Annotated in this window: 13 protein-coding genes, 2 rRNA genes and 1 pseudogene; 14 read left to right on the plus strand and 2 right to left on the minus strand. The window is 73.2% G+C overall.

Annotation, left to right across the window (positions count from 1 at the left end; genetic code table 11):
• From AB0E91_RS16325 to AB0E91_RS16340, 4 genes and pseudogenes are all read left to right on the plus strand, one after another.
• Positions 1 to 74 (plus strand): 23S ribosomal RNA (locus tag AB0E91_RS16325); the annotation flags it as partial.
• 105 nt (positions 75 to 179) lie between these two features.
• Positions 180 to 296, plus strand: a 5S ribosomal RNA gene (gene rrf, locus AB0E91_RS16330).
• Positions 297 to 421: 125 nt separating this feature from the next.
• Positions 422 to 1,036, plus strand: a pseudogene (locus AB0E91_RS16335) (tetratricopeptide repeat protein); the annotation flags it as partial.
• Between the two features lie 699 nt (positions 1,037 to 1,735).
• The gene (locus AB0E91_RS16340; protein WP_361782425.1) at positions 1,736 to 2,503 is read left to right on the plus strand and encodes a hypothetical protein; all 768 of its coding nucleotides are present in this window, start codon (positions 1,736 to 1,738) and stop codon (positions 2,501 to 2,503) included.
• 96 nt (positions 2,504 to 2,599) lie between these two features.
• Here the strand turns inward: AB0E91_RS16340 and AB0E91_RS16345 are convergent, their stop codons facing one another.
• Positions 2,600 to 3,883: a DUF1015 domain-containing protein gene (locus tag AB0E91_RS16345; protein ID WP_361781368.1), complete on the minus strand. Its 1,284-nt coding sequence runs from the start codon at positions 3,881 to 3,883 to the stop codon at positions 2,600 to 2,602.
• Positions 3,884 to 3,956: 73 nt separating this feature from the next.
• Between AB0E91_RS16345 and AB0E91_RS16350 the strand changes: the two genes are divergently transcribed.
• From AB0E91_RS16350 to AB0E91_RS16365, 4 genes are all read left to right on the plus strand, one after another.
• On the plus strand, positions 3,957 to 4,985 hold the full coding sequence (locus AB0E91_RS16350; RefSeq protein ID WP_361781371.1) for an HAD hydrolase-like protein: 1,029 nt from the start codon (positions 3,957 to 3,959) through the stop codon (positions 4,983 to 4,985).
• Between the two features lie 118 nt (positions 4,986 to 5,103).
• Positions 5,104 to 6,147, plus strand: coding sequence for an iron chelate uptake ABC transporter family permease subunit (locus AB0E91_RS16355; RefSeq protein ID WP_361781374.1), 1,044 nt, complete (start codon positions 5,104 to 5,106; stop codon positions 6,145 to 6,147).
• Positions 6,144 to 7,190 (plus strand): iron chelate uptake ABC transporter family permease subunit, encoded by a 1,047-nt coding sequence (locus AB0E91_RS16360; RefSeq protein ID WP_361781377.1) that lies wholly within the window; start codon positions 6,144 to 6,146, stop codon positions 7,188 to 7,190. Before AB0E91_RS16355 ends, AB0E91_RS16360 begins: the two co-directional genes overlap by 4 nt.
• The gene (locus AB0E91_RS16365; RefSeq protein ID WP_361781380.1) at positions 7,187 to 8,044 is read left to right on the plus strand and encodes an ABC transporter ATP-binding protein; all 858 of its coding nucleotides are present in this window, start codon (positions 7,187 to 7,189) and stop codon (positions 8,042 to 8,044) included. Before AB0E91_RS16360 ends, AB0E91_RS16365 begins: the two co-directional genes overlap by 4 nt.
• A 15-nt stretch (positions 8,045 to 8,059) precedes the next feature.
• Here AB0E91_RS16365 and AB0E91_RS16370 read toward each other — a convergent pair whose 3' ends face one another.
• Positions 8,060 to 8,407, minus strand: coding sequence for a sterol-binding protein (locus AB0E91_RS16370; protein WP_361781383.1), 348 nt, complete (start codon positions 8,405 to 8,407; stop codon positions 8,060 to 8,062).
• 42 nt (positions 8,408 to 8,449) lie between these two features.
• On the opposite strand from AB0E91_RS16370, the gene AB0E91_RS16375 reads away from it, so the two are divergent.
• The 6 genes from AB0E91_RS16375 (at position 8,450) to AB0E91_RS16400 (ending at position 14,455) form a co-directional block, all read left to right on the plus strand.
• Complete coding sequence (locus AB0E91_RS16375) at positions 8,450 to 8,728, plus strand: hypothetical protein (RefSeq protein WP_361781386.1); 279 nt, start codon at positions 8,450 to 8,452, stop codon at positions 8,726 to 8,728.
• Between the two features lie 38 nt (positions 8,729 to 8,766).
• A complete protein-coding gene (locus AB0E91_RS16380; protein WP_361781389.1) occupies positions 8,767 to 9,582 on the plus strand; it encodes a TlyA family RNA methyltransferase in 816 nt (271 codons plus the stop codon).
• On the plus strand, positions 9,579 to 10,499 hold the full coding sequence (locus AB0E91_RS16385; protein ID WP_161183543.1) for an NAD kinase: 921 nt from the start codon (positions 9,579 to 9,581) through the stop codon (positions 10,497 to 10,499). Before AB0E91_RS16380 ends, AB0E91_RS16385 begins: the two co-directional genes overlap by 4 nt.
• Before the next feature lie 39 nt (positions 10,500 to 10,538).
• The gene (recN, locus tag AB0E91_RS16390) at positions 10,539 to 12,281 is read left to right on the plus strand and encodes a DNA repair protein RecN (RefSeq protein WP_361781393.1); all 1,743 of its coding nucleotides are present in this window, start codon (positions 10,539 to 10,541) and stop codon (positions 12,279 to 12,281) included.
• 55 nt (positions 12,282 to 12,336) lie between these two features.
• Positions 12,337 to 13,125 carry a hypothetical protein gene (locus AB0E91_RS16395; RefSeq protein ID WP_361781396.1) on the plus strand — a complete coding sequence of 263 codons (789 nt, stop codon included), beginning with the start codon at positions 12,337 to 12,339 and terminating at the stop codon, positions 13,123 to 13,125.
• A 193-nt stretch (positions 13,126 to 13,318) separates the two neighbouring features.
• The gene (locus AB0E91_RS16400) at positions 13,319 to 14,455 is read left to right on the plus strand and encodes a glycosyltransferase family 4 protein (protein ID WP_361781399.1); all 1,137 of its coding nucleotides are present in this window, start codon (positions 13,319 to 13,321) and stop codon (positions 14,453 to 14,455) included.
• Positions 14,456 to 14,461 lie beyond the last annotated feature (6 nt).

Consider the following 14,461-nt stretch of genomic DNA (forward strand, 5'->3'; position numbering starts at 1 on the left):
GGTTGATAGGCCAGATATGGAAGCCCGGTAACGGGTGGAGTTGACTGGTACTAATAGGCCGAGGGCTTGTCCTCAGTTGCTCGCGTCCACTGTGTAAGTTCTGAGGCAACGAACAGTTGCCGGTTCAGAGCTGAACTCACAAATAAAAAGTGTGCTTGTTCGCTCGAAACCATTAGGGTTTCGGTGGTCATAGCGTGAGGGAAACGCCCGGTTACATTTCGAACCCGGAAGCTAAGCCTCACAGCGCCGATGGTACTGCAGGGGGGACCCTGTGGGAGAGTAGGACGCCGCCGAACAATCTTTGGAGGACCCCTGGTCCCAGCGTTCAGCTGGGACCAGGGGTCCTTTTGTTTTTACAATGCTTGTTGTACCTGAAGACAGGAGTCATCCGATGGCCACCAACTCTCCCGACGACCGACCGGAGCGCGACCAGCGGCGACGGGACAGTGGTGACCGCGGCGAACGCGGCGGTTACCGCGGTGCCCCGCGTCGCAGCGGCGGCAACGACCGTGGTGACCGCGGTGGTTACGACCGTGGCGGCTACGGCCGGCGCGACGACAACCGCCGTGACGACAACCGTGGCGACCGTGGCGGCGACCGTCCGTCCTACCGCCGGGACGACCGCAGCGGTGGTGACCGTCCGTCCTACCCGCGTCGCGATGACCGTGGTGGCGACCGCCCCTCGTACCCGCGTCGTGACGACGACCGTGGTGGCTTCCGCCGCGACGACCGCCGCGATGACCGTGGTGGCGACCGTGGCGGTTTCCGCCGCGACGACAACCGTGGTGGCGGCGACCGCCCGTCCTACCCGCGCCGTGACGACAACCGTGGTGACCGCGGTGGCTTCCGCCGGGACGACCGTCGCGACGATCGCGGCGGCGACCGTGGTGGTTTCCGGGGCCGCGATGACCGTGGTGGCGACCGTCCGTCGTACCCCCGTCGTGACGACAACCGTGGTGACCGTGGTGGTTTCCGTCGCGACGACCGCAGCGGTGGTGACCGTCCGTCCTACCCGCGTCGTGACGACCGTGGTGGCGACCGTCCCTCGTACCCCCGTCGTGACGACGACCGTGGTGGTTTCCGCCGCGACGACCGTGGTGGTTTCCGTCGTGATGACCGCAGCGGTGGTGACCGTCCGTCCTACCCGCGTCGTGACGACCGTGGCGGCGACCGCCCCTCGTACCCGCGTCGCGATGACGACCGTGGTGGTTTCCGCCGCGACGACCGTCGTGACGACAACCGTGGTGGCGGCGACCGTCCGTCCTACCCGCGTCGTGATGACCGTGGTGGCGACCGTCCGTCGTACCCCCGTCGTGACGACAACCGTGGTGACCGCGGTGGTTTCCGTCGCGACGACCGCAGCGGTGGTGACCGTCCGTCCTACCCCCGTCGTGACGACCGTGGCGGCGACCGCCCCTCGTACCCCCGTCGCGATGACGACCGTGGTGGCTTCCGTCGCGACGACCGCCGTGACGACCGTGGTGGCGACCGTGGTGGTTTCCGGGGCCGTGACGACCGTGGTGGTGACCGTCCGTCGTACCCCCGTCGGGACGACCGTGGTGGGCGTCCGGCCGGCGGTGGGTTCCGGGGTCGGGACGACCGGCGTGGTGGGGACGACCGGCGTGGTGGTTTCCGGGGTCGGGACGACCGTGACCGGGACCGTGACCGCGACCGGGAGCCGATCAAGCGGCTGCCGATCCCCGAGGACGTCACCGGTGACGAGGTCGACAAGGACGTGCGGCAGGAGCTCCAGAGCCTGCCGAAGACGCTCGCCGAGGACGTTGCGCGCAACCTGGTGATGGTCGCCCGGCTCATCGACGAGGACCCCGAGGGTGCCTACGGCTACTCCCGGGTGGCCCTGCGTCTGGCGTCCCGTGTCGCCGCCGTCCGTGAGGCGGCCGGTTTCGCGGCGTACGCGAACCAGAAGTACTCCGAGGCCCTGGCCGAGTTCCGGGCCGCGCGGCGGATGACCGGCAACACGGACCTGTGGCCCGTGATGGCCGACTGCGAGCGTGGTCTGGGCCGTCCGGAGAAGACGCTGGACATGGCCGGTGCCCCCGAGGTGCAGAAGCTGGACAAGGCCGGTCAGGTCGAGATGCGGCTGGTCGCGGCCGGTGCCCGGCGTGACATGGACCAGCTGGACGCGGCGATCGTGACGCTCCAGAGCCCCGAGCTGGCCTCCAACTCGGTGCAGCCGTGGACCGCGCGTCTGCGGTACGCCTACGCCGACGCCCTGCTGGCCGCCGGCCGGGAGACCGAGGCGCGCGAGTGGTTCGCCAAGGCCGTCGAGGCCGACCGTGACGGCAGCACCGACGCTTCCGACCGGCTCGCCGAGCTGGACGGCGTGGAGTTCGTCGACGCCCTCAACGAGGACGAGACCGACGCCACCGTCACCGTCACGGAAACCGAGACCGAGACCGTGACCGAGACCCCGGCCGCCGAGGCTGAGGACGAGGACGACGAGGACGACGAGCCCGTCGTGCGGAAGACCGACGAGGACTGACGCGTCACGCGGTGACCACAGCACATGAGTGAGGGGCGGAACCCGGCCGGGTTCCGCCCCTCACTCATGTCCGGAGCCGGTCGGCCGGCCGGAACGTCAGATGTCCAGCACCCGCAGCACAAGCCCCGACGCAGGCTTCGGGCCGAACGAGGTCGACTTCCGGGGCATCGTCACGCCCTGGCGGGCCAGCTCCCGTACGACGTCCTCGTGGACCGGGTGCAGCAGTACGGCCGTGGCGCCGCTGCGTTCGGCCTTCGCGACCGTGGCGGCGGTGTCGTGGATGTAGGCGATGTGGGCGGGGGAGTCCTCGGGGATGTGCCACACATGCTCGAGGAGCGTGGCGTGCAGGACGGTCGCGTCCAGGGAGCGCCAGGCGGCGGGACGGTCGGCCGGGACCGTGCGGGCCAGCAGCTCGGGGTCCGGCCGGTCCAGAAGGTGGAAGGCGCCGTCCCCGGCGAGCAGGAAGGCGTTGCCCTCGGCGGCCGCCTCCGCCAGCTCCGTCAGCGCCTCGGCCAGCGGCAGTTCCAGGCGCCGTACCCGGAACAGGTCCCGCACCGCCGTCAGCGCGTCCGCCAGCGGCAGGCCGTGCAGCAGACGGTGGATGGCGCGGACGCGCAGGGGATAGCGGACGGTGTCGACCAGCAGGACCAGGCCGTGGTCCCAGGGGCTGGGCGAGGGGTGTTCCGCGCGGAGCAGCCGGTAGGTGGCCCAACGGTGGTGTCCGTCGGCGATGAGGGCCTGGTGTCCGGCCAGGTCGGAGGAGACGAGGGTGAGGTCACCGGGGTCGGTGACCGCCCAGAGGCGGTGCCGTACGCCGTCCTCGGTGGTGGTGGCGAGCAGCGGCGCGTGCGCGACCGTGCGCTCCACGACCTCGGCCGTGGCGCCGTTGCCGCGGTAGGTCAGGAGCAGGGGTTCGAGGTTGGCGCGGGTGGCGCGCATCAGGGCCGCGCGGTCGGCGACCACCGGGGGCATGACGTCCTCGTGCGGGAGGACGACGCCCTCCTCGGGTTCCGAGACGCGCAGCGCGCCGATGACGCCGCGCTGGACCAGGCCCTCGACGTCGCGCTGTTCGTACACGTACAGCGCGGGCTCGGGGTCGGCGGTCAGGACGCCCTCGGCGAGCCAGCGGCTCAGGGTGCCGGCCGCCTGGCCGTTGCGGACGGTGGGGGTTTCGGCCTGCGGGAGGATCAGCCGGACGATGTTGTGCGGGTCGGCGTCCTGGAGGTGGTGCAGGCCGTCGGGGCGTACGACCACGTCGTACGGCGGGGAGGTGACGGAGGCGAGGCTGCCGACCCGTTCGGGGTCGTAACGAAGGCCTCGGAACGGGGTGAGTTCCAGGCCTCGGGGCGCCATTGCTTCCGAGTGACCTGCGTTGTTCATCCCGGCATCGTACGTGTGCGGAGGCTGTGGGGGATGATCGGGGGAAAGAGCGTCGAACGAGGAGCGATACCGCATGAGCCAGAGCGTCAGGACGAGGCCCGAGGGCAGTGGGCGGCCCCTGAGCGAGGCGTACGACACGGCGCTGCTCGATCTGGACGGGGTGGTGTACGCGGGCGGCGAGGCCATCGCGCACGCCGTGGACTCGCTCGCGGTCGCGCGCGCGGAGGGGATGCACCTCGCGTACGTCACCAACAACGCGCTGCGCACCCCGGACACGGTCGCCGGACACCTCACGGAGCTGGGCATACCGACTGCGGCCGGTGATGTGATCACCTCCGCGCAGGCGGTGGCGCGGCTGATCAGCGAGCAGGTGCCCGCCGGGGCGAAGGTGCTGGTCATCGGCGGTGAGGGGCTGCGGGTGGCGCTGCGCGAGCGCGGGCTGACGCCGGTGGAGTCGGCGGACGACGACCCGGTCGCGGTCGTGCAGGGCTACGGCGGTCCGGACCTGACGTGGGGGCGCTTCGCGGAGGCGTCGTACGCGGTGGCGCGCGGGGTGCCGTGGTTCGCGTCCAACACCGACCTGACCATCCCGAGCGGGCGGGGCATCGCGCCGGGCAACGGCGCGGCCGTGGAGGTCGTCCGCATCGCGACCGGTGCCGAGCCGCAGGTGGCGGGCAAGCCGCTGCCTCCGATGCACAAGGAGACCATTCTGCGCACCGGCGCCGAGCGGCCGCTGGTGGTCGGGGACCGGCTGGACACCGACATCGAGGGCGCGTTCAACGGCGAGGTCGACTCGCTGCTCGTGCTGACCGGCGTCACCGACGGCGCCCTGCTGCTCGCCGCGCCGCCGCAGCACCGGCCGACCTATGTGGACGCCGACCTGCGCGGACTGCTCACCGGGCAGCCGGAGGTCACGGAGGCGGGCGACGGTTTCCGCTGCGGTGGCTGGACGGCGACGGCCGGGGCCGAGCGGCTGGAGCTGACGGGTGACGGCGAGCCGCTCGACGGGCTGCGGGCGCTGTGCGCGGCGGCCTGGACGGCGGCCGGTGAGGGCGCGTGCACGCTGGACGGAGGCAAGGCGCTGGCCCGGCTCGGGCTCTGACCACGGCGTATGTCCCGGACCCGGGCCCGTGCGGGGCTCGTCCGGGGCCCGTCCGGGGCTTGTACGAGGGCCCGTACCGGTCACTTGATCACATTGGAGGATAGGCTAACCTAACCTCGTGTTGGTCGAGAGTCCTCCGGAACCGCGCGCGGAAATCACCCCCGCGCCCCCGAAGCGACGCGCGGTACGGGCCCTCGGGCTCCTCCTCGCCGTCGTGCTCCTGGCGTTCGTCGCCGCGGCGAGCATCGCCATCGGCGCGAAAGCACTGTCTCCCGACCAGGTCCTGCACGGCCTGTTCCACGACACGGGGACGTACGGCGACACCGTCGTGGGCTCCCGGATCTCGCGCACCCTCCTCGGCCTGCTGGCCGGGGCCGCGCTCGGGCTCTCCGGGGCCGTGCTCCAGGCGGTCACCCGCAATCCGCTGGCCGACCCCGGTCTGCTCGGCATCAACGCGGGTGCCTCCGCCGCCGTCGTCACGGCCATCACCTTCTTCGGTGTGACCTCGCTGACCGGCTATGTGTGGTTCGCGTTCGCCGGCGCCGCCGTGGTGGGCGCGCTGGTGTGGTTCCTCGGCGGCAGCCGGGGCGCCACGCCGGTGCGGCTCGCGCTTGCCGGTACGGCGATCAGCGCCGCACTGTACGGCTACCTCCAGGCCGTGATGATCTCCGACGACGCTGCCCTTGGCCGCATGCGGTTCTGGACGGTCGGCTCGCTGGACTCGGCCACCAACCACACCATCGTCCAGGTGCTGCCGTTCCTCGCGGCCGGCATGGTCCTCGCGCTCGCCCTGGCCCGGCCCCTGAACGCCATGGAGATGGGCGACGACACCGCCCGCGCGCTCGGCGCCAACCTCCACCGCACCCGCGGCCTGGCCATGCTCGCCGCGACCGTGCTGTGCGGCGCCGCGACCGCCGCCTGCGGTCCGATCGTGTTCGTCGGCCTGATGGTCCCGCACGTCGTGCGCTCGTTCACCGGGCCCGACCTGCGCTGGATCCTGCCGTACGCCGCCGTCCTCTCGCCGGTGCTGCTGCTCGGCGCGGACATCATCGGGCGGCTCGTCGTGCGCCCCGCCGAACTGCAGGTGGGCATCGTCACCGCGATCATCGGCGGCCCGCTGTTCATCATGCTCGTACGACGCCGGAGGACGGCCCAGCTGTGAAGACTCACTTCCGGAGCCGTGCGGTACGTACCCCCGGCGGGCTCTCCCTGCGCGTGGACCCGCGTGCCCTGACCGTCGTCCTGCTGCTGATCGTGGCCGTGCTCGCCGCGGGCGTGGCCCTCATCGGCACCGGCGACGCGAAGATCCCGGCGGTCGACGTGCTGCGGACGCTCGCCGGGAACGGCAACGCGTACCAGGACTTCATCGTCAACGAGCTGCGGCTGCCGCGGCTGCTCGTCGCCCTGCTGGTGGGCGCCTCGCTGGGCCTGGGCGGCGCGCTGTTCCAGTCGATCTCGCGCAACCCGCTGGGCAGCCCGGACGTGCTCGGCCTCTCCCAGGGCTCGACCGCGGGCGCCCTCGTGATGATCGTGCTGTTCTCCGGCAGCGCCACCGCCGTGACCCTCGGCGCGCTGGTCGGCGGCCTGGTCACGGGCATCGCCATCTATCTGCTCGCCTGGAAGCAGGGCGTGCACGGCTACCGGCTCGTCCTGGTCGGCATCGGCGTCTCCGCGATCCTCACCGCCGTCAACGGCTATCTGATCACCAGGGCCGACATCGTGGACGCCGCCCGCGCGATCGTGTGGATGACCGGCTCGCTCGACGGCCGGGACTGGACCCAGGTCTGGCCGCTGCTCGGGATGTGCGCGGTCCTCGTCCCGCTGGTCCTCGCCAACGGGCGGGGCCTCAGGATGATGGAGATGGGCGACGACGTGTCGTACGCGCTCGGGGTGCGCGTGCAGCGGGTGCGCCTGGTGCTGATGGTCTCCGCCGTGCTGCTCACCGCCGGTGCCACCGCCGCCGCCGGACCCGTCGGCTTCGTGGCGCTCACCGCCCCGCAGCTCGCCCGGCGGCTGACCCGCTCGCCCGGCCCCAACCTGGTGCCCTCCCTCTTCATGGGCGCCGCCCTCCTCGTCACCGCCGACTGGCTCTCGCAGCGCGTCTTCGGCGCCGACCAGCTGCCCGTCGGCGTGGTCACCGGTGTCCTCGGCGGCGCGTATCTGCTGTGGCTGCTGGTCACCGAGCGCAGGGCGGGCCGGATATGAGCGGAGCCCCGCGCACGGACGGCACGACGACGAACACTTCTAGGAGCACTGTGAACCGCCTGTCCGCCGAGAACGTCACCCTCGCCTACGAGCAGCGCGTCATCGCGGAGAAGCTGTCGGTGGAGATACCGGACAACTCCTTCACCGTGATCGTCGGTCCCAACGCGTGCGGCAAGTCCACGCTGCTGCGGGCGCTCTCCCGGATGCTGAAGCCCAGCGAGGGCCGGGTGCTGCTCGACGGCCAGGTCATCCAGTCGATGCCCGCCAAGAAGGTCGCCCGCACGCTCGGCCTGCTGCCCCAGTCCTCCATCGCGCCCGACGGCATCACCGTCGCCGACCTCGTGGCCCGGGGCCGCTACCCGCACCAGGGCATCCTGCGCCAGTGGTCCGCCGAGGACGAGCGGGTCGTCGCCGACTCCATGGCCCGCACCGGCGTCGCCGAGCTGGCGGAGCGGTACGTCGACGAGCTGTCCGGCGGCCAGCGCCAGCGCGTCTGGATCGCCATGGCGCTCGCCCAGCAGACCCCGCTGCTCCTCCTGGACGAGCCGACCACCTATCTCGACATCCAGCACCAGATCGACGTCCTCGACCTGTGCGCCGAGCTGCACGAGACCCAGGGCCGCACCCTGGTCGCCGTGCTGCACGACCTCAACCACGCGGCCCGCTATGCCACCCACCTCATCGCCCTGCGCGGCGGCGAGGTCATTGCGGAGGGCGCCCCCGGCGACATCGTCACCGCCGAGCTGGTCGAGAAGGTCTTCGGGCTGCGCTGCCAGGTCATCGACGACCCCGAGACCGGCACCCCGCTGGTGGTCCCGGCCGCGCGCAGGGCCCGGGCGGCTACAGCGTCCTGAGCTGCGAGGCAGTCCTCACAGCAGCTTTCTCAGCCGGAACAGATCCAGCAGGTTCGCCTCCAGGCGCACCCGGCCCGACCCCCAGGCGGTCGCGAAGTTCAGCTCGCCGTCCACCAGGGACACCAGGTCGTCGCCCGCCAGGGCGAGCCGGATCTGCGCCCGCTCGCCCGGCGGTCCTGGCAGCGTCTCGTCCACCTTGATCCGGCCGCCCGTCATACGGCCGGCGAAGGTGACGTCCAGGTCGGTGATGTGACAGCTCACCGAGCGGTCCAGGGCCGCGGCGGCGCGCACGTCGCCCTCGGCGCCCTGCATGTTGTCCGAAAGTTTTTCCAGTGCGGCGCGGCACTGCTCGATCGTGGCCATCGCGCACGACGGTACCCCAGTCGTTCGCGGTAGCGTCTGGGCATGAGCGAGTCCGCCGCCGAGCCGCAGGGCGCCACCGGGCCCCGGCCCGCCCCGGAGCAGGGGTACGAGCCCGAGGCCCCCGCCCCGCTGAACGTCCCCCGCACCCCCACCGGCGACCCGGACGTGGACGCCCGCCTGGCACGGCTGGCCGACGCCGACCGCCTCACGGCCGACGGACACCTCACGGTGTACGAGGATGTACACGCGGGGCTGCGCGACGCGCTGAGCGCGCTCGACGCCCGGCCGGGGCCCCAGGCCCCCGCCGGACACCCCCGCTAGATCCGCAACACCGTGAGAAGTCAGGAGCTGAACCGAACGTGGCTGGAGTCGCACGCCGCCGTCTGGACGCCGAGCTGGTCCGCCGGAAGCTGGCGCGCTCGCGCGAGCACGCGAGCCAGCTGATCGCCGCCGGGCGGGTCAGCGTGGGCAAGACCGTGGCGACCAAACCGGCCACCCAGGTCGAGACCGCGGCGGCCATCGTGGTCCAGTCCGACGACGGCGACCCCGAGTACGTCTCCCGGGGCGGCCACAAGCTCGCGGGCGCGCTCGCCGCGTTCGTCCCCGAGGGGCTCGTCGTCGAGGGGCGCCGCGCGCTGGACGCGGGGGCCTCCACCGGCGGCTTCACCGACGTCCTGCTGCGCGCGGGCGCCGCGCGCGTCGTCGCCGTGGACGTCGGCTACGGCCAGCTCGCCTGGTCTCTGCAGAGCGATGAACGCGTCACCGTCAAGGACCGTACGAACGTACGCGAGTTGACGCTTGAGGCGATCGACGGGGAGCCTGTGGACCTGGTGGTGGGGGATCTGTCCTTCATTCCGCTGGGGCTGGTGCTGCCCGCTCTCAAGCGGTGCGTGACGCCGGACGCCGATCTGGTGATGATGGTCAAGCCGCAGTTCGAAGTGGGCAAGGAACGGCTGGGCAGCGGGGGTGTCGTACGGAGTCCGCAACTGCGGGCGGAGGCCGTGCGCGGGGTGGCCGAGAAGGCCTGGGAGCTGGGGCTCGGGGTGCGAGGAGTGACCGCGAGTCCGCTGCCGGGCCCCTCGGGCAATGTCGAGTACTTTCTCTGGCTGAAGTCCGGTGCACCCGAACTGGACCCGGCCGACGTCGATCGTGCAGTGGCGGAGGGGCCGCGTTGACACAGAACCGAGCGCGAACTGTTTTCCTGCTCGCCCACACCGGGCGTCCGGCTGCGATCCGCAGCGCGGAACTCGTGGTGAAGGGGCTGCTCTCGCACGGGATAGGCGTGCGGGTGCTGGAGGAGGAGGCGCGCGACATGCCGCTGCCGGGCGAGGTCGAACTCGTCACGGAGGCGGCACCGCACTCCCTGGACGGCTGCGAGCTGCTGATCGTTCTCGGCGGTGACGGCACGCTGCTGCGCGGCGCCGAATTCTCCCGCGCCTCCGGGGTGCCGATGCTCGGCGTCAACCTCGGCAGCGTCGGCTTCCTCGCCGAGGCCGAGCGGGACGACCTGGACCGGGTCGTGGACCGGGTGGTGGCCCGCTCCTACGAGGTCGAGGAGCGCATGACCATCGACGTGGTCGTGCACCGCAACGGTGACATCGTGCACACCGACTGGGCGCTGAACGAGGCCGCCGTCCAGAAGGTCTCCGCCGAGAAGATGCTCGAGGTGGTCCTGGAGATCGACGGCCGCCCGGTCACCGCCTTCGGCTGCGACGGCATCGTGCTCTCCACACCCACCGGGTCCACCGCCTACGCCTTCTCGGCCGGCGGTCCCGTGGTGTGGCCCGAGGTGGAGGCGCTGCTCATGGTGCCGATCAGCGCCCACGCGCTGTTCGCCAAGCCGCTGGTCACCTCGCCGGACTCGGTGCTCGCCGTGGAGGTGCTGCCGCACGTGCCGCCGGGCGTGCTGTGGTGCGACGGCCGCCGCACCATCGAGCTGCCGCCCGGCGCCCGGGTCGAGGTCCGGCGCGGGGCCGTCCCGGTCCGCCTGGCCCGGCTGCACCACGCGTCCTTCACCGACCGCCTGGTGGCGAAGTTCGCCCTGCCCACCACGGGCTGGCGCGGGGCCCGGCAGGACCACACCACCGAGTGACATGGGCGGCCTGTGTGCGCATCCCGCCCCGGACCTCGTATGGTCTGTTCCGTGTTGGAGGAGATGCGCATACGGTCGCTCGGGGTCATCGACGACGCCGTGGTCGAGCTGTCACCCGGGTTCACCGCTGTCACCGGTGAGACGGGTGCGGGCAAGACCATGGTCGTCACCAGCCTGGGGCTGCTGCTCGGCGGGCGCGCCGACCCGGCGTTGGTCCGGCTCGGCGCGGGCAGGGCGGTGGTCGAGGGGCGGATCGCCGTACCCGCCGACGCCTCGGCCGTCGTACGGGCCGAGGAGGCCGGGGCCGAGCTGGACGACGGCGCCCTGCTGATCAGCCGCACCATCTCCGCCGAGGGCCGCTCCCGGGCGTACCTCGGCGGCCGCAGCGTCCCCGTCGGGCTGCTCGCCGAGCTGGCCGACGAGCTGGTGGCCGTGCACGGGCAGACCGACCAGCAGGGCCTGCTCAAGGCGAACCGGCAGCGCGGCGCGCTCGACCGGTACGCGGGCGAGTCGGTCGCGGTGCCGCTGACCGGGTACGCGGACGCCTACAAGCGGCTGCGCGCGGTGAGCACCGAGCTGGACGAGATCGTCACCCGCGCCCGCGAGCGCGCCCAGGAAGCCGACCTGCTGCGCTTCGGCCTGGACGAGATCGCGGCCGTGGAGCCGCGTGCCGGGGAGGACGTGGAGCTGGCCGAGGAGGCCGAGCGGCTCGGGCACGCCGAGGCGCTGTCCTCCGCCGCGACCGCCGCGCACGCGGCCCTTGCCGGGAACCCCGAGGACCCCGAGGGCATCGACGCGGCCACGCTGATCGCCGGTGCCCACCGGGCCCTTGAGGCTGTCCGCTCGCACGACCCGGCGCTGGCCGCGCTCGCCGACCGCATCGGCGAGATCGGCATCCTCGCCGGGGACGTGGCCGGAGAGCTGGCCGGATACGCCGACGACCTGGACGCCGACCCGCGGCGCCTGGCCGCCGTGGAGGAGCGCCGGGCCGCGCTGAACGCCCTGACCCGCAAGTACGGCGCGGACATCGCCGCCGTGCTCGCCTGGGCCGAGCAGGGCGCCGCCCGGCTGACCGAGCTGGACGGCGACGACGAGCGGATCACCGAACTGACCGCCGAGCGCGACGAGCTGCGCACCGAACTGGGCGCGCTCGCCGAGCAGTTGACCAAGGCGCGCACCGAGGCCGCCGAACGCTTCGCGGCCGCCGTCACCGCCGAGCTGGCCTCCCTCGCCATGCCCCACGCCCGGGTGTCCTTCGACATCCGGCAGACCGAGGACCCCGACGGCGTCGAGTCCGGGGAGCGCACGGTGGCGTACGGCCCCTCCGGCGTGGACGAGGTCGAACTGCTCCTCGCCCCGCACCCGGGCGCCCCGCCCCGGCCCATCGCCAAGGGCGCCTCCGGCGGTGAGCTGTCCCGCGTGATGCTCGCCGTGGAGGTCGTCTTCGCGGGCACCGACCCCGTGCCGACCTACCTCTTCGACGAGGTCGACGCCGGAGTCGGCGGCAAGGCCGCCGTCGAGATCGGCCGCCGTCTCGCCAAGCTCGCCCGCACCGCCCAGGTCGTCGTCGTCACCCACCTGCCCCAGGTCGCCGCCTTCGCCGACCGCCAGCTCCTGGTCGAGAAGACCAACGACGGCTCGGTCACCCGCTCCGGCGTCAAGATCCTGGAGGGCGAGGACCGCGTCCGCGAACTCTCCCGGATGCTCGCGGGCCAGGAGGACTCCGAGACGGCGCGGGCCCACGCGGAAGAACTGCTGGCGACGGCACGCGGAGAGGCGTAGGACCGGGGTGCCCCTGCCCGGCGGGGGCGCCCCAACTCCCTTCTGGAGTGGCCGGATGATCACCCGCACGACCACCTTCACGACGGCCGCCCTCCTCACCCGGGGCGCCACGGCCGCCCTGCGCGCCCTCGCCCCCGGCGGCGCGAGCCGCTGGCAGCGGAAGAACCACGCGGGCCGGACCGTGGAGCTGTACTGCGGCCCGGCCTGTGCCGCCGCCACCGCCCTCGCGGCCGCACGCGTCCACCCCGCCGCCGGGCTCGCGGTGTTCGCCGCCGGTGCCTGCGGGGCGTACGACGACGTCGCCGGGGCCGACGATCCGCGCCGGGGCTTCCGGGCCCACCTGGGCGCGCTGCGCGAGGGCGAAGTCACCTCCGGCGCGGTGAAGTTGTTCGGCATCACGGCCGCCGCGCTGGTGGCCGGGGCGTTCCTGAAGCAGCGGCCGCTGGACCGGCTGCTGGCGGGCGTGGTGATCGCGGGGGCCGCGCACACCGTGAACCTGCTCGACGTACGCCCCGCGCGCGCCGCCTCGGCGGTGCTCGCGCTGGGACTGCCGGGGGTGGTGCGTGGTGGAACCGGTGGTGCGCTGGCGGCGGCCGCCGTGGGCGGGGCGGGGGCCGTGCTGCCCGAGGATCTGGGGGAGCGCGCGATGATCGGGGACACCGGGGCGCACGCCCTGGGTGCCGCGCTCGGAACCGCCGTGGTGGCGGCCAACGGGCGCGCGGGGCTGCTCGCGCACGCCGTCGCCGTCGTGGCCGCCACGGTGTACGGGGACCGGGTGAGCGGCTGGGCGCGGGGGCTGGGGGCCGATGGCAGCATGGTTCGGTTGGCTCACCCGGACGGGTGATATGCGCCTGTGTGTTGCCTCTGTCCGCCGGGGTCCGCGCTGACCGGCGATTGCCGGAACCGCCTTGGCTCCTGGCATCCTTGAGGGGGATGGCGGCGGGAGCGGAGGGGGCGCGGCAGCTCCTCGCGGCGCCGGCGACCGCTACCGTCTGTACGTCCCTTCGTGAATGCCCGCCGAATCAGGAGCCGGCCCCGTGAGCCCCGTGAGCAGCACCGCACCGCCCGGCCAGTCGCCGCTGCGCACCGTACAGGTGCTCGGCGGAGGCAACGCGGGCAGCAGCGCGCATGTGCGCTCCCTGGCGGCGGGCCTGGTCGCGCGCGGGGTACGGGTCACCGTGTGCGCCCCGGCCGAGGCCGACGGGGTCTACGACTTCAGCGGGACCGGCGCCGAGCACCTGCCCGTGCCCCGCAGCGGCGACCCGGCGGCCGTGGCCGCGCTGCGGGCGGCCTGCGCGGACGCCGACCTGGTCCACGCGCACGGCCTGCACGCCTCTCTCCGTACCGTGCTCGCGCTCGGCGGCCGTACCACCCCGTTGGTGGTCACCTGGCACAACCGGGCCCACGCCGAGGGTGCGCGGGCGCGGCTGCTGCGGATGCTGGAGCGGCGCGTGGTGCGGAGCGCGACCGTCGTGCTCGGCACCAGCTCCGACCTGGTGGACCGGGCCCGCAGGACCGGCGCGCGGGACGCCCGGCTCGCCGCCGTGGGCCTGCCCGGCGGCAGGTACGGCGGCCGCGGCCCCGACCCCGAGCGGCCCGCCGACAAGGTGCGGGCCGAACTCGGCGCCACCGGACGCCCGTTGCTCGTCGCCGTCGCCTCCCTGGACCCGCACCGCGGTCACGAGACGCTGCTCGACGCCGCCCGCGCCTGGCGCGACCTCGACCCCCAGCCGCTGGTCGTCGTCGCGGGGGAGGGGCCGCTGCGGCCGGAGTTGCAGCGGCGGATCGAGGCCGAGCATCTGCCGGTCCGGCTCCTCGGCGTCCGTGACGACGTGCCGGACCTGCTCGCCGCCGCCGACCTGGCGCTCCTGACCGGCCGTTGGGAATCGCGTTCGGTGTTCGCGCAGGAGGCGCTGTACGCCCGGGTGCCGCTCGTCGCGACCGCCGTCGGCGGTGTCCCGGACCTCGTGGGCGACGCCGCCCACCTCGTCCCCTACGGCGACGGACCCGCCCTCGCCGCCGCCGTCACCGATCTGCTCGACGACCCCGAGCGGCGCGAGCACTTGCGCGAACGGGGCGTACGGCAGGCGGCCACCTGGCCGACCGAGGACGAGACGGTCGCCCAAGTCCTCAGCGTCTACGACGAGTTGACTCTTCCGGTCCCGCTCGCCTGAGACCTG

It is taken from the genome of Streptomyces sp. NPDC026659 (assembly GCF_040638245.1).
Lineage (GTDB): Bacteria > Actinomycetota > Actinomycetes > Streptomycetales > Streptomycetaceae > Streptomyces.

What these genes read in the sequence shown, in the direction of transcription:
- AB0E91_RS16365 (WP_361781380.1), top strand. Translation starts at nt 7,187, where the DNA reads ATGAGCGGAGCCCCGCGCACGGACGGCACGACGACGAACACTTCTAGG.
- AB0E91_RS16350 (WP_361781371.1), top strand. Translation starts at nt 3,957, where the DNA reads ATGAGCCAGAGCGTCAGGACGAGGCCCGAGGGCAGTGGGCGGCCCCTG.
- recN (WP_361781393.1), top strand. Translation starts at nt 10,539, where the DNA reads ATGGTCTGTTCCGTGTTGGAGGAGATGCGCATACGGTCGCTCGGGGTC.
- AB0E91_RS16370 (WP_361781383.1), bottom strand. Translation starts at nt 8,407, where the DNA reads ATGGCCACGATCGAGCAGTGCCGCGCCGCACTGGAAAAACTTTCGGAC.
- AB0E91_RS16345 (WP_361781368.1), bottom strand. Translation starts at nt 3,883, where the DNA reads ATGAACAACGCAGGTCACTCGGAAGCAATGGCGCCCCGAGGCCTGGAA.
- AB0E91_RS16375 (WP_361781386.1), top strand. Translation starts at nt 8,450, where the DNA reads ATGAGCGAGTCCGCCGCCGAGCCGCAGGGCGCCACCGGGCCCCGGCCC.
- AB0E91_RS16395 (WP_361781396.1), top strand. Translation starts at nt 12,337, where the DNA reads ATGATCACCCGCACGACCACCTTCACGACGGCCGCCCTCCTCACCCGG.